General features: G+C 48.7%; 15 protein-coding genes and 1 pseudogene. 9 read left to right on the top strand and 7 right to left on the bottom strand.

The features are described 5' to 3' along the window. The first annotated feature begins 412 nt into the window (after nucleotides 1-412). Nucleotides 413-1,906, top strand: a complete 1,494-nt coding sequence (locus tag ACZ5DH_RS13660) for a sigma-54 interaction domain-containing protein (protein ID WP_464254793.1) — start codon at nucleotides 413-415, stop codon at nucleotides 1,904-1,906. Between the two features lie 747 nt (nucleotides 1,907-2,653). On the opposite strand, the gene ACZ5DH_RS13655 is transcribed toward ACZ5DH_RS13660, so the two are convergent. The 3 genes from ACZ5DH_RS13655 to ACZ5DH_RS13645 all read right to left on the bottom strand — a co-directional run bounded on the left by ACZ5DH_RS13655 (nucleotide 2,654) and on the right by ACZ5DH_RS13645 (nucleotide 5,984). Continuing rightward, entirely contained in the window at nucleotides 2,654-4,096 is a 1,443-nt protein-coding gene (locus ACZ5DH_RS13655; protein ID WP_464254792.1) for a sodium:solute symporter family protein, read from the bottom strand. Then, the gene (locus ACZ5DH_RS13650; RefSeq protein ID WP_464254791.1) at nucleotides 4,093-4,329 is read right to left on the bottom strand and encodes a DUF3311 domain-containing protein; all 237 of its coding nucleotides are present in this window, start codon (nucleotides 4,327-4,329) and stop codon (nucleotides 4,093-4,095) included. The genes ACZ5DH_RS13655 and ACZ5DH_RS13650 overlap by 4 nt, the downstream gene beginning before the upstream one ends. 158 nt (nucleotides 4,330-4,487) lie before the next feature. Beyond that, a complete protein-coding gene (locus ACZ5DH_RS13645; RefSeq protein WP_464254790.1) occupies nucleotides 4,488-5,984 on the bottom strand; it encodes an amidohydrolase in 1,497 nt (498 codons plus the stop codon). Here ACZ5DH_RS13645 and ACZ5DH_RS13640 point away from each other — a divergent pair, their 5' ends adjacent. Next, nucleotides 5,985-6,149 carry a hypothetical protein gene (locus tag ACZ5DH_RS13640; RefSeq protein ID WP_464254789.1) on the top strand — a complete coding sequence of 55 codons (165 nt, stop codon included), beginning with the start codon at nucleotides 5,985-5,987 and terminating at the stop codon, nucleotides 6,147-6,149. Between the two features lie 896 nt (nucleotides 6,150-7,045). After that, a complete protein-coding gene (locus ACZ5DH_RS13635; protein WP_464254788.1) occupies nucleotides 7,046-7,561 on the top strand; it encodes a hypothetical protein in 516 nt (171 codons plus the stop codon). A 244-nt stretch (nucleotides 7,562-7,805) separates the two neighbouring features. Here the strand turns inward: ACZ5DH_RS13635 and ACZ5DH_RS13630 are convergent, their stop codons facing one another. Further along, nucleotides 7,806-8,015, bottom strand: coding sequence for a hypothetical protein (locus tag ACZ5DH_RS13630; protein ID WP_464254787.1), 210 nt, complete (start codon nucleotides 8,013-8,015; stop codon nucleotides 7,806-7,808). Nucleotides 8,016-8,374: 359 nt separating this feature from the next. On the opposite strand from ACZ5DH_RS13630, the gene ACZ5DH_RS13625 reads away from it, so the two are divergent. Beyond that, nucleotides 8,375-10,474, top strand: a complete 2,100-nt coding sequence (locus ACZ5DH_RS13625; RefSeq protein WP_464254786.1) for a methyl-accepting chemotaxis protein — start codon at nucleotides 8,375-8,377, stop codon at nucleotides 10,472-10,474. 211 nt (nucleotides 10,475-10,685) lie between these two features. Here the strand turns inward: ACZ5DH_RS13625 and ACZ5DH_RS13620 are convergent. Continuing rightward, nucleotides 10,686-10,871: pseudogene (locus tag ACZ5DH_RS13620) on the bottom strand (site-specific integrase); the annotation flags it as partial. A 95-nt stretch (nucleotides 10,872-10,966) separates the two neighbouring features. Between ACZ5DH_RS13620 and ACZ5DH_RS13615 the strand changes: the two are divergent. Next, complete coding sequence (locus ACZ5DH_RS13615; RefSeq protein ID WP_464254785.1) at nucleotides 10,967-11,434, top strand: pyridoxamine 5'-phosphate oxidase family protein; 468 nt, start codon at nucleotides 10,967-10,969, stop codon at nucleotides 11,432-11,434. Nucleotides 11,435-11,725: 291 nt separating this feature from the next. Here the strand turns inward: ACZ5DH_RS13615 and ACZ5DH_RS13610 are convergent, their stop codons facing one another. After that, nucleotides 11,726-12,214, bottom strand: coding sequence for a hypothetical protein (locus ACZ5DH_RS13610; RefSeq protein WP_464254784.1), 489 nt, complete (start codon nucleotides 12,212-12,214; stop codon nucleotides 11,726-11,728). Between the two features lie 41 nt (nucleotides 12,215-12,255). Continuing rightward, nucleotides 12,256-12,774 carry a hypothetical protein gene (locus ACZ5DH_RS13605; protein ID WP_464254783.1) on the bottom strand — a complete coding sequence of 173 codons (519 nt, stop codon included), beginning with the start codon at nucleotides 12,772-12,774 and terminating at the stop codon, nucleotides 12,256-12,258. A gap of 385 nt (nucleotides 12,775-13,159) precedes the next feature. On the opposite strand from ACZ5DH_RS13605, the gene ACZ5DH_RS13600 reads away from it, so the two are divergent. The 4 genes from ACZ5DH_RS13600 to ACZ5DH_RS13585 all read left to right on the top strand — a co-directional run bounded on the left by ACZ5DH_RS13600 (nucleotide 13,160) and on the right by ACZ5DH_RS13585 (nucleotide 15,887). Further along, on the top strand, nucleotides 13,160-13,459 hold the full coding sequence (locus ACZ5DH_RS13600; RefSeq protein WP_464254782.1) for a hypothetical protein: 300 nt from the start codon (nucleotides 13,160-13,162) through the stop codon (nucleotides 13,457-13,459). A 289-nt stretch (nucleotides 13,460-13,748) separates the two neighbouring features. Continuing rightward, nucleotides 13,749-14,534 (top strand): ankyrin repeat domain-containing protein, encoded by a 786-nt coding sequence (locus ACZ5DH_RS13595; RefSeq protein WP_464254781.1) that lies wholly within the window; start codon nucleotides 13,749-13,751, stop codon nucleotides 14,532-14,534. Further along, the gene (locus ACZ5DH_RS13590; RefSeq protein WP_464254780.1) at nucleotides 14,534-15,049 is read left to right on the top strand and encodes a hypothetical protein; all 516 of its coding nucleotides are present in this window, start codon (nucleotides 14,534-14,536) and stop codon (nucleotides 15,047-15,049) included. The genes ACZ5DH_RS13595 and ACZ5DH_RS13590 overlap by 1 nt, the downstream gene beginning before the upstream one ends. 187 nt (nucleotides 15,050-15,236) lie before the next feature. Beyond that, nucleotides 15,237-15,887, top strand: coding sequence for an IS1595 family transposase (locus ACZ5DH_RS13585; protein ID WP_464254779.1), 651 nt, complete (start codon nucleotides 15,237-15,239; stop codon nucleotides 15,885-15,887). The last annotated feature ends 91 nt before the right edge of the window (nucleotides 15,888-15,978 follow it).

Genomic DNA, 15,978 nt, shown 5'->3' with positions numbered 1-15,978 from the left:
CCATCCCGGTTTGCCGTCGGGATGGCGGCATGGGCCGGCGACGAACACGTGCCGCCCGCCCTCCTCGCCAGGGCACACGTCCGGCGCTGCCCGGTCGAGCCTGATCCTGCCATGCGCAACGTCACCGTCGGTGTTTCCAGCATTCCGCCCCTTACCCGGCCGGCCATGCCGCCGTCATAATTGGAGCCAACTATACGGATTTATTTACGAGACACGACGCCAAGCAACATCGATACCCTTCTTCGTCTTAATGAGATGTTTTATTTACAATTTTCATGTTGTCTGAAATTTGGGCCTTTTTTATTCAAGGATTGCTGACTGATTTTTATTTCTGTATATTTGGACTTCTTTGTGCGCTGGAAGCGTCCTCTGTATGGCACGGTCAGCCCTGGCAACCCACGAAGGATCCATAATGTCTTCCAACTTGTCCCTTTTTGACCACAGAGAACAGTTCTATGAACTGATTCTCAACAGTCTGACAACCGGCATATATGTTTGCGACAACAACCTTGTGGTGAAATTCATCAATCAGGCCTATGCCGACTATTTAGGCCTGCCGCGCGAACAGATTCTGGGACGGCCCATCACCGAATTCATCCCCGACAGCCGCGCCCCCTTTGTAACCAGCACCGGGCAGCCAGAAATGGGCAACATCCGAAAATTTAAAGGCAAAGACGGCGAAAGGATGATCGTGGTCAACCGCCAGCCCTTTGAATACTCTCCCGGCGCCATAGGCATGCTCTCCCATACGCTTTTCAGCTCACGGGGAGAGTTCGACGCCGTGATGAAAAGAATTGAATACCTTGATAAAAAGGTCGCGTCCTACGAGCGGCGCATACGCAGTGCCCTGTCTCCCAACTACACGCTGCAATCCATCATTGGCGAAAGCGAAACCATCCGACGTTTCAAGGAATGTCTGGTGCGCTTCGCACGGACCAATGCGCCGGTGCTGATTCTCGGGGCAACGGGATCTGGAAAGGAGCTGGCGGCCAGCGCGTTGCATTGTGAAAGCGAGCGCCACGAAGGCCCCTTTGTGAGCATCAATTGCGCCGCCATCCCCAAAGAACTTTTTGAATCGGAACTGTTCGGGTACGCGCCAGGCGCATTTTCAGGCGCTCACAAAGACGGCAAGGTGGGGCAGCTTGAGCTGGCCCATCAAGGCACGCTTTTTCTGGATGAAATCGGCGACACCCCACTGCCCGTACAGGCCAAGCTGCTGCGCGTGCTGGAAAACAGCACTCTTTGCAGAGTGGGCTCAACACAACAGCGCTCAGTGAATTTTCGCTTGCTTGCAGCCACCAACCGCGACCTCAAAGCCATGATAGCCGAAGGCAGCTTTCGCGAGGATCTGTACTATCGCCTGAGCCCGTTACGGCTCATTGTGCCGTCCTTGCACCAGCGGAAGGAAGATATCCCCCTGTTGGCCCGGCATATTCTGGAGCGTATGGACAGGCAAGACGCCAAAATTTCAAAAAGCGCAATGCAGGCGCTTTTGATGTATTACTGGCCCGGCAATATCCGTGAACTCCGCAATGTGCTGACATCCGCCTTGAGCCTTTGCCGTGGCGACATCATTGATCTTGAGGATTTGCCACCCGAGATTCTTTCAGACTGCGGCAAGCTGGCTGCGGAAGCGACGGCCTCCACGTTCAGTACGCGTTCTTTGGCAGCGCAAGGCCCCGATTCTTCGCCAAGAGATCCAAAACTCAAAAAAAATAAAGATCTCGCCTCCACGCTGGCTGGCAACGAACTGCGCCTGATCGTCCTGGCCCTCAACGAATACGATTGGAATGTGGCCAAAGCTGCGAGAAGCCTTGGCATTTCCCGGGCCACTCTTTATGAAAAATTTAAAAAATATGGAATTTCGCGGAGTAATTACAATCAGCTGGACAAGGACAAACCGTAGACGCCGCTCAGTCGCGCCATTGATGGAAGGCATAACGGCCAGCGCGAAGAAATGCACCTCTTGCCGACGTTGTGGCGCTTCCAGAACGAGGCATCTTTTCCGCCAGAAATTCGCCTCTGGTACGCAACTTCACCCGGCATCTGTGCGCAACCTCTTTATGGGGATACGTTTGCTGGGACTGCCCGCACCCTCCCATGGCAAGCCGGCCCTCGCACCGTGCGGCGGCTGTGCTTTTGCAAGCCTTGATTTCTCTTTATCTCTCGGGGTACAGCCTCCCGCATGCGGGAAGCGCCCCACAGGCCGTGGCTCATGGTCACGGTTTATGGTCATGGCCCTGCCAATTCTGGCAATTTTCAACCAGCAATACCGCAACCCGCATACAATCTTTTCTTCTGCCTTGCCAAATGCCACCCCGGATAGGCTATTCACTATAGCATTTTCGCATCGAGAATATCCATTCTCAATGCTTCCAAGACGCCCGCTTCTGCGCGTATGCCGCGTTTTTGACAAAAGAGAGTGCCGCCCACTGAGGCGGCACTCTCTGTCTAATTCCCAAGACGCGGTAGTGAGTTCCTGGGGAGGGGATTTCCGGCTACATGTGCCACACGAATTCCACGTGCTTCGCGGGGCTTTACCACTTACGGATAATCAATGCCGTCTTTGCGGCAGCCGTTGCTTCAGCCGTTGTGACGCGCTGCACTTTCGTGCAGCGTCAGAGCATTTACACTTTTTCAAAGTTAAAATGCTCTAGCTCCGCCGCGTGAGCATAAGCTTGGCGATGGATTTTTCATCAGCTGGCGAGGCCATACTGACAAAAATCATTGTCAGTCCGTTGGCGAGAAGCGATACCAGGCCCTTGTTAATATTAAAGGGAACAAGGGGAAACATGTTGAACAGGATTATGCAACTGTAGCCAATGACCAGACCCGCCACAATCCCCCATTTGGAAACGCGCTTCCAATAGATGATCGCCAGCACGCCGGGCAAAAACTGAACAAACCCGTAGTAGGCGAAGTTCAACAGACCCAAAAGCAAGGTCGGGAAAAAAATGGTCAGAGCAACGCTTGTTCCCAGAAACAACGCGATGCACAATCTTGCCCAGGTAACGACTCTGGACTGCGGCGCGTTAGGAGCCAGCATGCTCAGGATATTCCGGGTCAGTATGCCGCTGACGCCCAGGGCAACGTCCGCCAGAACCAGCATGCAGGTGAGCGCGCCAGCGGCAGCGCAAAGTCCTACAATCCAGGGGGGAGCATTGGCCACGATCATGCCCATAAAGGCATCGTCCGGATTCTTCAGGCCAGGCACCGTAACCAGGCAGTAAAACGCAGCGGTGACAAGAAAGGCGTACATGAGCATGTACAGGGGCATGATAAGCTGGTTGAAGCGGACAATTTTTTCAGAACCCCCCGAAAAAATATACTGGAATATGAAGGGGACCATGTACAGGCCGAGGGATTGGACCACAATGGTGGAGATGACAAAGGTCACGTGCTTGTCGATAGGATCCATGGGAACTGTAAGATATTCAGGAAACCTGGCCAGAGCTTCTCTAAAAATGCCTTCAACGCCCCCCTGCATATGCGATGCAGCCAGTACACCGCCGATAATAATGGCCGAAACCATGAGAACATCTTTCAGGATGGCCACATAGGCCGATCCCTTTACGCCGCACAGGCCAACGTACAGAAAGGCGATGACAGCCGAAAGACATATGGCCATGTTATTGTTAATTTCTATGCCCAAATAGCGCAGTATCACGCTGAGTCCCACAAACTGCATCTGGGCCCACGGCAGAAGAACGACCAGACTCAGGATAGCGATGATGAAGCCGAGCCACCTGGATTCGAATCGCCACGCAAAAAAATCTCCCATCGTACTGGAGTTGCTTATTTTACCGATTCTCCAGATGCGCGGGTTGATAAAATAGCCCACAGGATAGGCAAGCAGAATATAGGCTATGAACCAGATCACATAGCTGGAGCCCTTTGAATACACTGCCCCCGGCACGCCGATCATTGTTCCTATGCCATAAATTTCGCCCAGCGTAATAAAGAACAGTAAAAATCCGCCCAGGCTGCGACTGGCGACAAGGATATCCTGAATGTTATTGGTGACAACACCTCTTTTTGCAAGAAACGCCAAAAAGAGCGACAGCGAAATAAAGAAGGCAAATACAACAATTGTCATGGCCGTTCGCCCTTTTCGCCATCATTGACGTCTGAAGTTTTATTTTCAGGATCAATCCTATAACCCATATACATACAAAATGAAGTAAGGGGGATGCATGAAAACAGCCAGAAATATATAAACGGAAATCCAAAAATGAAAGGCTCTGCGCGATTATAGAAAGGAAATGCGCCAACAACGGCAAGGTACGGTATTCCAAGGTTCAAAACGAAAACCCAAAACCGCTTTTTCATCTTTTCCTCCGGCAATAGAGTAATAAATCTATGGCCGCCCCACCGTTACGATCTTTGTACGAACTTGGATTCTTCCCTGGGTCTTTCTGTACAAAAGGCCGCACAGGAGCGCTCAAATCCACTTCAGCCAGGCACTTTCAATATTCATCCAGTTCAGGTCAGGCATGGTAGACGAGGCGCCCACCGGTAAACGTCATGTTGACTCGCACATCGCGCAAATTTTCAGGCGGAATGCGTTCCAGATTGTCGGAAAGAACTACAAAGTCCGCGAAGCAACCGGGGGCAATTCTGCCCCTGTCGTGTTCGCCACCGCAGCACAGCGCAGCATAGGTGGTATACGCCCGCAGAGCTTCAAGAGGGCATATGCGCTGATCTGGCCCAAGAAGAACACCCCCGCTGCTCACCCTGTTGACAGCCGCATGCATGGAGGCCAGGGCTGTAACCGGCAGTACGGGCGTATCAACATGCAGGGTAAAGGGCATACCCAGGCGAACGCTGCTCCCGGCCGGGTTGAGGCGCGCCGTGCGCTCCGGGCCAAGGAATATCTCCACGTGCCTGTCGCCCCAAACTTCAATATGGCGGGAAAAAAAGCTGGGAATGACGCCGCACGCCTTCATGCGCTCAAGTTGATTGTCAGAAGCGGTCTGCGCATGCACGATCATGTGGTGCAACGCCTTGTGGCCGTAGGCTGAAACAGCTTTTTCGAAAGCTCGCAAGGCTGTCTCCACCGCCAGATCGCCGTTGGCGTGTATCGCCACCTGGATGCCTGCCTGATGATGCGCGGCAACCATAGCGTCAATGTCTTCCTCAGGCATTAACAGCGCGCCCCTGTGGTTGGGCCGGCTATGATAATCTTCAAGAAGCGCTGCGGTGAATCCCTGGATGGAACCATCAATAAAAAACTTCAGCCCCCCAAAGGTGAGATGGGTGGAGCCGAAGTGATACAGCCCGAATGGGGCTAGCTTTGACATGATCGCGGGCAGAAACTGCAAATACACCCTGGCGTTCAATGCGTCTGCCCGTGCGAGTTCCAGATAGCTCCGCGTAATTTGTTCGGCATCGCCGCTCAAGCCGATGCCGCCATCCATAATGGTCGTAAAGCCCTGACTGTTGTAGTGCGCAATGGCCCGCGTCAGGTTGGAACGGATCGCTTCTGCCGAAGGGGCGGGCAGACGGCTCATGGCCGCCATGGCCGCCATTTCAGCCAGATATCCCGATGGTTGGCCGTCTTCGCCCAAGCCCACTTCGCCGCCAGCGAACCTTGTGTCTTCTGTTATGCCAAGAAGCTCCAGAGCCTTTGTGTTGGCATAGGCGAAATGGACAGAGATGTGGATGACAAATATCGGCTTGTCACGGCTGACGGTATCGAGATCCCAACGCGTGAGGTGGCGTTTGTCTTCAAGACCGGTATCATCATACCCGTAGCCAAGTATCCATTCCTCATCCCCAACGGTGGCGGATTTGGCCCTGAGCGCTTCCAGCACGCCAGCAATGGAGCGTCGGCTCAGCCCACAATCAACGCGATCCAGACAATCCGCATAGGAGGAAAGATGACTGTGCGTGTCGATGAGGCCGGGATACACAACGCCGCCGCACAGGTCCACCTCCCTGGCTCCAGCGCCCGCCGTTCTGCGGACATCCGCCAGGGAGCCCATTTGAAAGATGCGCCCCCCCTGGTGGAAAAGGCTTCGACCTTGGGCGTGTCGATATCCGCAAGAGGGATTATTTCAGCATTGGTAAAAATTGAGCACGATAAATCGAACATGGCGGCTCCAGTTTTGATTGCGATTTATCACGGCAGGAAGTTGATTTCTTTGTGACAAAGCAATACCCGTGCCACCACAGCACTTTTGCAAGAAATAATTTTCTATTTATATTGGCTGGTTACACAGTTCATTTTTGCCGGAGCTTCTCACTGACAAGTTATTTGTGAATTATATCTCAAAAAAAGATGCCAGCCGATTCAAAAAAGATTCGATACTTTTTCGTAATCCACCAAAAGGTTTTCCAATTTGTGCCACAGAAAAGTGGAAGGGCCAAAGGCGAGGCCTCATTGGGGCCGCTTTTGCTTGCCCGATTGTGCGGCATGCATCTCAGCCTGACAGCAAGTTTTATTTAACGGCCATTTTCATAAACCCGCCTCCAAGGGATTTGCCTGGCTGCCACTTCTTTGTGGCACCCCCGCAGGAGCTCGGGCAAAAAACCTTTAGGGGATACGCCACATCGAGGTTAGCCATTTTGTTGTGCTAAAGGGGCAAGACAGGGGCGGGCCTTCATTGCAGACCCGGTTGCTGAGCATGGTTGGATGCCATTTTATGATCTTATTTCTGAATGGGATGGCGAGGCGTTGATCCCCGGACGGGCGGGGTTTGGATTGCCTGACGTGCATGACTTATCCACTCCACCCGCAAAAAATGTGGAGCCAGAGCAAGAAACTGTTCGCGCTGTGCAGCATACCCCGTTTAATGCCAGGAAAAATTTGTAACTATTGCCAAAGTAGCATCAAAATAAAAATTCTTACCTGATATGTTTATACATGATCTTATTTTTAATATATTAATAACTCCACAAACATATAAGCAATGCACATTTACAATTTCCTATCTATAATATGCTTTATAATATTCTGGCACCTTTCAACACCACTCTGCGGCACCTTTATTGCTTAATATTATATTGCAAAATGAAACAGGAAATTTTTGCCGCGGAGGTTATCATGTCGATTTCGCTTATCCAGGCATGCAATGTACAGCCTGCTGTCAGCACGCAAAGTACAACCACGTCCACGCGCGGGCCTGAGTCACTCAACCGGAACACTGGTCAGGACACTGTTTCGCTTTCAGAAGAAGCAATACGCCTGAGCCAGGAGCACAGCAGCGCCTCCCCTTCGGACGCAGGACAAGCAAAATCAAAGCCTCTTGAGCATTATCAGCTGCCAGAATGGATAATGGAAGTCAGCACCCCTCTTTTGCTTTATGATGCCCGGAACTTCCAAGGCTATACGCTCCCTCCTGCAGGGGCCAGCGAGTACGACAACGCTGTAATGGCGGCCCTTAGAAGTGCCCTTGATAGCAATGGCATTGACTCTGACAACTATTATGATGATTTTATTATGAACCGGGAAATGAGCATGAAAGTTAAAGATGGCGTATGCGCCCTGCTGCAACAAGACTCTAACGCTATGCAGCTCATGAAGACATACAATCCTTCTCTTTACCAAAAGTTGGCGTGATTCGGCGGCAGGAGACTGACTTTCAGCGCCCAAACGCTCGCGTGGTGCTTTGCGGGCAGCACCTGCTGAAACGCCGAACAGCAGTTTTTGAGTGAAATCTCTAGGCGATTCAAATGCATACAGCAAAACCCCCGATCCTCGAGAGATGGATCGGGGGTTTCTGTCTGGTTTAATAACTTCACCATAAATGCAACTTTTCCATTCTTACCTCAATCATCCCTGCACGCATCAAGATAAAGCCACCTCAAAACCCCGTGACCTCCTCCTCTTCAGCAAGGGGCACAACGGAATCAAAACCGGAGGCCTGCTCAAACTCAAAATATCCGACATCAAATCCGTCAAACCAGATCAGGCCATACAAATCAAAAAATCCAAGACCGGAAAGTCCAATACCCTCTTCATTAACAGGGAGGTCTGCAAGGCCCTCGGGGGGCATTTGGAGGCCTCTGCCCATGCTGATGATGATTACCTATTCCAATCCCGAAGAGGCCATCAGATGGATATTCAATTTTTTGATCAAAATACTTTGACATATAATTTCAGAATATTTAAGGAAAGCCTAATGATAAGTAAAAAAAATCCGAAATGGTAAAGTGAAATATCAATTGAGGTTCAAATACCTCCATCGACATGGCCCGTAACTATTAAGCCTGGCCGGTATTTTTATAATATTCAACATATATTGAAAGCATTCCGCATATCAAAATAGTATAAAAATACTAAATTTTATCAAATTATGATACATTAGACTAAGAGGCGTAGTCCTCTAATATTAAAAATCATTAGGCAGAAATGCATATAAGGAGAAATCACATGAAGGCTTCCATAAAAACAAAGTTGATTTTAGGGTTGCTTTTCGTCGTTGCAGTGATAATGACAGGCATTTTTTCGCTTATAGCATTTAATTTCAGCAAGCACTCTCAACAGGAATTTGTTCGATCTGAGATAAGCGAACTTTCACAAATCTCAGACGCTATTACCCTTTTTCTGGATGAAAGCATGGCGAATGCGGAATTGCTAGCCGAATTCCCAGCAGTACAGAAGCTCGACGAAGTTACTACTAATCATATTAGTACTGCACAACCAACAAAAAGCAAGGTAGCTTCCGAAGATCATGTGGGACGATCACTAGCTGAGCTTTTTACAGCTATGCGCAGATCCCACCCTGCTTATTTAGAAGTTTACGTTGGGGCTAAGAGCGGAGCCTATGTCAGTGACATACAGGATGCTGATATGCCTGCCGGCTTCGATCCACGCAAAAAACTATGGTATACAGAAGCGCTTTCAAAAACTGATAAAGCGTTTCTGTCCAAGGCGTATATGACCTCTACGACCAAGGAAGCTGTCACCAGCGCATTGCGCACTGTAACCCGGGGCTCCGAAATACTCGGTGTTGTTGGTATCGATATCTCTCTAAAAAAGCTCACAGATCTTGTTAAATCCATCAAAATCGGTCAGGGCGGTTATCTTGTCCTCATTCAGGACGACGGCGTCATTCTCGCAGACTCTCGACATGAGCAGTATAACTTTAAAAAAGTGTCAGAAATACAGTCTCAGCATTTGAATGAGCTGTTCAAACTTAGCCAGGGAAGCGAATTCATTAAAATTGATGGCAAGGAGTACCTAGGGCTTGTCGTCACATCGCCCCAAACCGGGTGGAAGCTCGTGGGTATTGTTGAACGAGACGAGATCATGGCCCCTGTAAAACGCACTGTCTATGAGTTAATTCTTATGGCGCTCGGGAGTATGATCGTGCTGGGTGGAGCGATTTGGGCTTTTTCGTCCAGAGTTATCATCAATCCCCTTAGTAAAATTAGCGAATCTTTAGCGCACATCTCACGCGGAGACTACGAATACAGGGTTCGCCACACGCATACAGATGAGATTGGCACGATATTGGACGCTCTTAACAGTACCGCCGAAATTTTGGGGCGCAATATCAATGATATCAAACAAAAAAGTATGGATGCTGAGGCGAAGACACAAGTTGCCGAACAGGCAAAGCGAGAAGCTGAGGCTGCTACAGCCAAAGCTGAGCGTGCCAAGGCAGAGGGAATGCTCCAAGCCGCTCGCCAACTTGAAGGCGTTGTACAAATCGTATCTTCAGCATCTGAAGAGCTTTCAGCTCAGATAGAGCAATCAAGCCGTGGTGCTGATGAACAGTCAGGACGAGTGCGGGAAGCTGCCACAGCAATGGAAGAAATGACTGCGACAGTACTTGAAGTCGCACGCAATGCTCAACAAGCAGCAGATCTTTCGCATCAAGCCAGCCAGCAGGCCCTTGAAGGTGCGCAAATAGTGGGTAATGCTGTTAAGGGGATTGAGGTTGTCAACTCTCAATCTGCAGCTATCAAAGAAGATATGGACGCATTAGGTAAGCAGGCTGAAAGTATTGGACAAGTCATGGGCGTTATTGCAGACATAGCCGATCAGACTAACTTGTTGGCGCTGAATGCCGCAATAGAAGCAGCACGTGCGGGCGATGCTGGTAGAGGGTTTGCCGTTGTTGCCGACGAGGTGCGAAAACTAGCTGAAAAGACTATGACGGCCACTCAGGAAGTAGGACGCGCCATTACTGGTATTCAGGAAGGTACTCAAAAAAATATTCGTAACGTTGAGCACGTTGCAGTAGCTATTGAAGACGCTACGCAACTTTCAGCGCGCTCCGGCGAATCTCTTAAGAAAATTCTTGAATTTGTCCAAATGGTTAACGAGCAGGTTCAATCCATTGCTGCTGCAAGTGAACAGCAGTCCGCTGCTAGCGAGGAAATCAACCATTCGGTTGAACAGGTCGCCACTATTTCTTCTGAAACAGCGCATGCTATGGAACAAGCTGCTCATGCGGTCGCGGACTTGGCGCAGCAGGCTCAGTCTCTCCAGCAACTTATCGGAGAAATGAAAAATCAGGGATAGATATCCTATGCAACTGAAAGGGGGCTTACGATAAAAATCGTAAGTCCCCTTCATTGTTTATCTGGTTGAGCTGGACAGAATTGAACTGACGGCCTCTTGAATGCCATAAAAGGGCCGGAATCCCTAAACCAAGCCAGCCAATACAATCAGGCCATTACAAACATACACTCTATCCAGTCAAATACATTCATATACATTTTGTATATCTCGACTAGATTTCGTGCCTGAGGATTTCGAGCACCTCGGCATCCTCAATGCCGAGATATCGCATGGTCACGGCTGGTGATGAGTGGTTAAACCGTTTGCAGAGAATTTCGAATCCGACACCGGATTTAGTCCTTTGAATGTACCCGAAGGTTTTCCGCAGGGAGTGAGCGCCGTAATTTCCGGGTAAGGTGAGGCTGAAAAGGCCGCCTGCACGCAAACGCCGCAAAAGATTTTGAGTCACTTGCAGCAAAATGACTCAAACAATAGTTAAAATGAGAGGTTGCTATGAGCAATACAGTAAAAGAAATTTCTGGTTTTCTTGCCGAAGCTCCCATGTGCTTTCTAGCCACCGTCAGCGGCAGCCAACCACATGCGCGTGCCTTCCAGTACCAGTTTGAGCAGGATGGCACGCTGTGGTTCTGCACGGGAAAAAGCAAGGACGTTTTCAAGCAGATTCAGACCAATCCCGCTGTAGAGATCTGCTCCGTCAATAAAGACATGGCGTGGGTTCGCGTTACCGCAAACGTTTCTCTTGATGATAACCTGGCAATTAAGGAACGTATTCTGGCGGAGCAACCCCTGATCAAGGGCATTCATGGATCGGCGGATAACCCGGAATCCACGACTTTCTGCGTTGAGCACGGCGCGTATGTGATTGCGGACTTTTCCGGGAATGCCCCACACGCAATGGTTCCTTCTAGCCACAAAACCATAGCCCGCACAAACGCTATCTGCTGCTCCGGGTTTGCGTAATGGCAGACGCGCCTTTGCTGTAAGGTCGTTGTGTTACAGGCAAGAAAGTGTGCATGGTTATGAGCAGTTCAGCGTTCTTGATCAGTGAATCTCTTGTTTGTGCACTTTGGGGGCGGTAATCGTCTGTGAAAGCCATAGAGCCCTAAGCAGCGTTAATGACATTGCATCCAGCAAAGCCCCCGACCGCCTTTGGATGATCGGGGGCTTTAAATTTTTTTGGTGGTGTGCTGGTCAGAACTCTACAATGAGAGGTAGCATCCCCTTCTTCAGAGCAGTGAATGCTGCGCCTGATTACTGAATAATGATAATAGGTAACCTGAAAGGCTCTTCGGAAATTGGCGAGTAAATCGACTCCCGCGAGTGGAAGTATTTGCAGTCCAGCACTTGGCCCTTCTGGTTTATCATGATGTTAAAAAAATAGTCGTGTCTAATGGTGCGGTTAAATCTCTTTCCGTCACAAGTCATGTCGCTTCCACCATCGGCATAATACTTGCCCGCAAAGGCATAGGTGCGTAAGCCGTCAGCATCCTCTTTGTATACATCCTGAGCGTCTGGCAGCAGGTTCACATCCAGAACCGGGCTTCTGCCACAGGTTTCTGCATATTTCCCCACAATAGACGACCCATAGTGACGCTCTTTCATTTTTTTGGGTAACCACATGGTAAACCCGGTTCCGGCATCAACATAATTTTCATCCCACCCATCATAGCCTTTGCCATACCTGCCGCCGCACCCTATCAGCATCACAAACAAACCAAACAGCGCTATATTCTTGAACATCTGATTCTCCGAACATCAAAGGGACTAGCGATACAACCGCGCTATTGAGCAGGACGGGCTTCGCCTTGAGATTCCTTGGCGCGCCGTTCAGCTAAATAGTCCGGGGTGCCCCTGACCCAAGAACACGAAATGACATCCCCATTCAAGTCAGTGAAAATATTAAAAACAGTGCTGTAGTTTTTTCTTATAACCTCATCAGGTTTAAAAAAACCGCCAGATTTTGTGGTTTGCTCGACATACGAAATCGAATATGCCCATAGTTGATGCTTTTTCTTCGGCAAGGTCTTGTGTGTCATGTTAGGGTGATGCAACTCGCTGATGTTTTTTCCTTCATACAGCCTGTACATGCAACGCCGTTCTTCTTCCCGTGCCTGCAGGGGGGATACCGTTTCTTCCTTGTCGAACACAGGAATCCAGTATTTTTGAGGCTTCCCGCTGTCTGGATCAATCATTTTTTCTCTGGCCAATTGTGGCACTGGGTCGCCTATTTTTTTCGGGTAATACCCACTACAGCCAGCAAGCAACACAAAAACAAATACTAGCAGAATAGTATGCTTCATAAACTGCTCCCAATAGTTTTGTAGTGCTCATATTCCAGATAGGCAGATCGTATAAATACAATAAATTGTCAATAATAAAAATACGTAATCAAACATTATACGAATACTTGCCGATAAATATCTTATATATGAAGTTTGGCAATAGTGAAGAAAAGTGAATTTCATCTACAATTGCAGTGACCCATGCGATCAAGACAATTGGTAAAGAGCCGTGGCGGGTTTATATATTACTGATGGGCATTACACGGCTGCGATACCCGGCAGCTTTCGTTCTTCTCGCCCGGCCATCCAGCCCGGCACCTACTGGCCGCCCAGCTTGTGCTTGGCCAAAAGCGGGCGTATAAAGTACACTGGTCCTACTTTTGTGTGTGATAAGGATCAGATTATGACTTCAATTAAAACCCGGAAGGCAGGGGCCTCTGGGTTCCTGGTTTTTCTCTGGCGCTGGCCGCCTTCATATTCGTCACCACTGAGGTTCTGCTCATCGGGATGCTGCCGGAAATCCGCCAAGGATCTTGGCGGAACCGAGGCTTTCATCGGATTTTTGGTAGCTTTTTACGCGTGGGCCGTGGCTTTGCTTTTCTTGCCTGCCTTGATGGCGGTCACTTCACTGAACAACCTGGCTAACGACGTTACACCAAAAACCCCCGACCATCCTTCGATGATCGGGGGGGGCGTGCTCTAAGTATTTCTGGGATGGATAAAATACTAATGAATAACATACCTGTTCACTTATGAATGCTCAGGGGTATTTTTTGAACCCGCACACATATAAGATGGCGTAGTTTTTAATCGATCAAGATCAGCACACAGCAGTGGAAAACCCTCATCCCGGGTATCAGCTGGAAACTCTATATTAGGCTCCGCGCGCAATTCATACAAAAGCGCGTAGGCTAAAGAATTATTTTCAACGCGCATTAATTATAGAATGTACGTAATCCTTGTTAAATCAGAGGAGTCTCAGGATGTTGCCTATGAACATGTATCATGGAGTCGTGAGTTACCCCCATTTGCCCAAGTGTATGGGAGCGTTTCTTATGGTGCTGGCCTGCTGTTTTACGGGCTGCGCAGGTAAAAATTATACAACAACATGGGAAGGGGGGACAGCCCAACAAATTCAAGCCATTTTGGATGACGGGGCAAATGTTAATGTTGCAACCCCACAAGGTGTTTCCGCCTTGATGGTTGCTGCGAAGAACAACACTCACTCTGATGCCATACAAGCAATGATTAATGCAGGGGCAAATGTAAACGCTCGCACAATCAGCCAAAAAACGGCGCTAACCTTTGCCGCCCGGTTTAATCCGAGCGCTGAAGTGCTGATAACTTTGTTGCGGGCCGGTGCTGAGGTAAATGCTCAAGATGTAGAAGGCTATTCGCCGCTAATTTTAGCTGCGACATATAATCCAAACATTGAGATAACCAGAATATTGCTTGAGCATGGGGCAGATACAAATTTGCAAGCAGACGATGGATATACTGCGTTGATGTATTCTGCCGCCAATTCTCAGCCGGCCAAAAAAATTAAAATGTTGTTGGATAAAGGAGCCAACATTCATGCGGTGGAAAAATATGGCAACACAGCTTTAATTCTTGCAGGACAAAAAACAAGTAATATTGAAATTTTTACGATTCTTGTTGAATCCGGCGCCAATATAAATGCGACCAATGTATTTGGCGAAACGGCCCTTTCATTGGCTAAAAAAAAGAACAACAATCCGCAGGTAGTTGAATATCTGCTGGGAAAAGGAGCAAAATAATGCAGATGAGCGCGGTACAAAATGGGTGCAAGATAAAAATATTACTCCTTTTGTTGATGTGCGTAGTAGGTCTTCAGTGGGGATGTGCCAACAAGGCTCCGTCTGTAACGGACAAGCAAGCAGAAGCTATAAATGCACTTATGGATTCACCGCAATTCAATACGTTGCCCAAAGACATTGAAAATATGCCGGAGTTCATTCCGCAAACGCTGTGTGATGCTTTTGAGAAAGATCGTAGAATGGCTGATGCGCTCTATGGTGACAAATGGATAAAATTACGTGGGCGGGTGGCTTATGGTCCTGTTGATATGGGTGTCCCTGGTGTTAATTCGTATTACTTGGGGTTGGGAGGGGGATCAAAAAAAGTCGCCTGCATTTTTTTTGGAAAGCGTCAGCGTGAGCGACTGAGCCAATTGACTATGGGACAGACTGTCGTTGTAATTGGTGTTTATTCGACAGAGGAAAAGTATGTTCCTAAATTAATAGGGTGCACAATTCTTTCTGCGGACAAATAATATCAATGGGGGTCGCTTGCTTGATTCCTGCCAACTGACATGCTGATAATGTAGAAAATATCCACTCTATGGCGAGGCTGATTCTGCCCTGCAACGGGAATCAGGTGGGAAGAAAACAATAATAACAGCAGTCTAAATATTAAAAAAGGGGCTGTCCTAGATAATGTAAATAGTCTAGGATTCATCCATGAGAAAAAGCCGTCTCAGCAAATACAAGCAAGATAAGCTGTTAGAGTTATTTGTAGCTGGTGCAACCGCTCGCACGGCGGGCTCCCTGGTTGGAGTTAACAAAACTACTGCTAGCTATTATTTCCATCGTTTGCGTCAATTGATCTACGCCAATAGCGAGCAGCTTGAAATACTTACCGGTGAGATAGAAGTCGATGAGTCCTACTTCGGCGGTAAGCGCAAGGGCAAGCGAGGACGTGGAGCAGGTGGAAAAGTCCCTGTTTTTGGCCTGTTAAAGCGTAATGGCAAAGTTTACACGGTGGTTATCCCCGATGCCAAGGGCGGCACAATACTGCCCATAATTCGGGAACAGGTAACGCCGGACAGTATCGTTTATACGGACTCATTTAACAGTTACAATGCTCTTGATGTGAGTGAATTCAAGCACCTTCGTATAAATCACAGTGAGTTGTTTGCTAGCGGAGCCAACCATATCAACGGTATCGAAAACTTTTGGAATCAAGCCAAACGCCATTTGCGCAAGTTTAATGGTGTTCCCAAAGAGCACTTCCATCTTTTCATAAAAGAGTGCGAATGGCGTTTTAACAACAGTGATCCAAGAGAACAATTACGAATGTTAAAACAAATGGTTAAAGATAATTTAAGCTAGTTATCTAGGACATCCCCTTAAAAAATTTATCTTGGTAATCAGAAAAATGTCCGCGGTACCAACCCCCGACCATCGGGAGATGGACGGTTTT

This window comes from Desulfovibrio simplex (assembly GCF_055387835.1).
Note: the sequence above shows the minus strand (reverse complement) of the source record. Positions and strands in the feature narration are given on the sequence as shown.

Bases quoted from the DNA above. Each gene is read 5' to 3' on its own strand.
- ACZ5DH_RS13610 (WP_464254784.1), bottom strand. From the start codon at position 12,214: ATGTTCAAGAATATAGCGCTGTTTGGTTTGTTTGTGATGCTGATAGGG.
- ACZ5DH_RS13650 (WP_464254791.1), bottom strand. From the start codon at position 4,329: ATGAAAAAGCGGTTTTGGGTTTTCGTTTTGAACCTTGGAATACCGTAC.
- ACZ5DH_RS13585 (WP_464254779.1), top strand. From the start codon at position 15,237: ATGAGAAAAAGCCGTCTCAGCAAATACAAGCAAGATAAGCTGTTAGAG.
- ACZ5DH_RS13590 (WP_464254780.1), top strand. From the start codon at position 14,534: ATGCAGATGAGCGCGGTACAAAATGGGTGCAAGATAAAAATATTACTC.
- ACZ5DH_RS13625 (WP_464254786.1), top strand. From the start codon at position 8,375: ATGAAGGCTTCCATAAAAACAAAGTTGATTTTAGGGTTGCTTTTCGTC.
- ACZ5DH_RS13635 (WP_464254788.1), top strand. From the start codon at position 7,046: ATGTCGATTTCGCTTATCCAGGCATGCAATGTACAGCCTGCTGTCAGC.
- ACZ5DH_RS13600 (WP_464254782.1), top strand. From the start codon at position 13,160: ATGACTTCAATTAAAACCCGGAAGGCAGGGGCCTCTGGGTTCCTGGTT.
- ACZ5DH_RS13655 (WP_464254792.1), bottom strand. From the start codon at position 4,096: ATGACAATTGTTGTATTTGCCTTCTTTATTTCGCTGTCGCTCTTTTTG.
- ACZ5DH_RS13605 (WP_464254783.1), bottom strand. From the start codon at position 12,774: ATGAAGCATACTATTCTGCTAGTATTTGTTTTTGTGTTGCTTGCTGGC.
- ACZ5DH_RS13630 (WP_464254787.1), bottom strand. From the start codon at position 8,015: ATGGGCAGAGGCCTCCAAATGCCCCCCGAGGGCCTTGCAGACCTCCCT.
- ACZ5DH_RS13595 (WP_464254781.1), top strand. From the start codon at position 13,749: ATGAACATGTATCATGGAGTCGTGAGTTACCCCCATTTGCCCAAGTGT.
- ACZ5DH_RS13645 (WP_464254790.1), bottom strand. From the start codon at position 5,984: ATGGGCTCCCTGGCGGATGTCCGCAGAACGGCGGGCGCTGGAGCCAGG.
- ACZ5DH_RS13615 (WP_464254785.1), top strand. From the start codon at position 10,967: ATGAGCAATACAGTAAAAGAAATTTCTGGTTTTCTTGCCGAAGCTCCC.
- ACZ5DH_RS13660 (WP_464254793.1), top strand. From the start codon at position 413: ATGTCTTCCAACTTGTCCCTTTTTGACCACAGAGAACAGTTCTATGAA.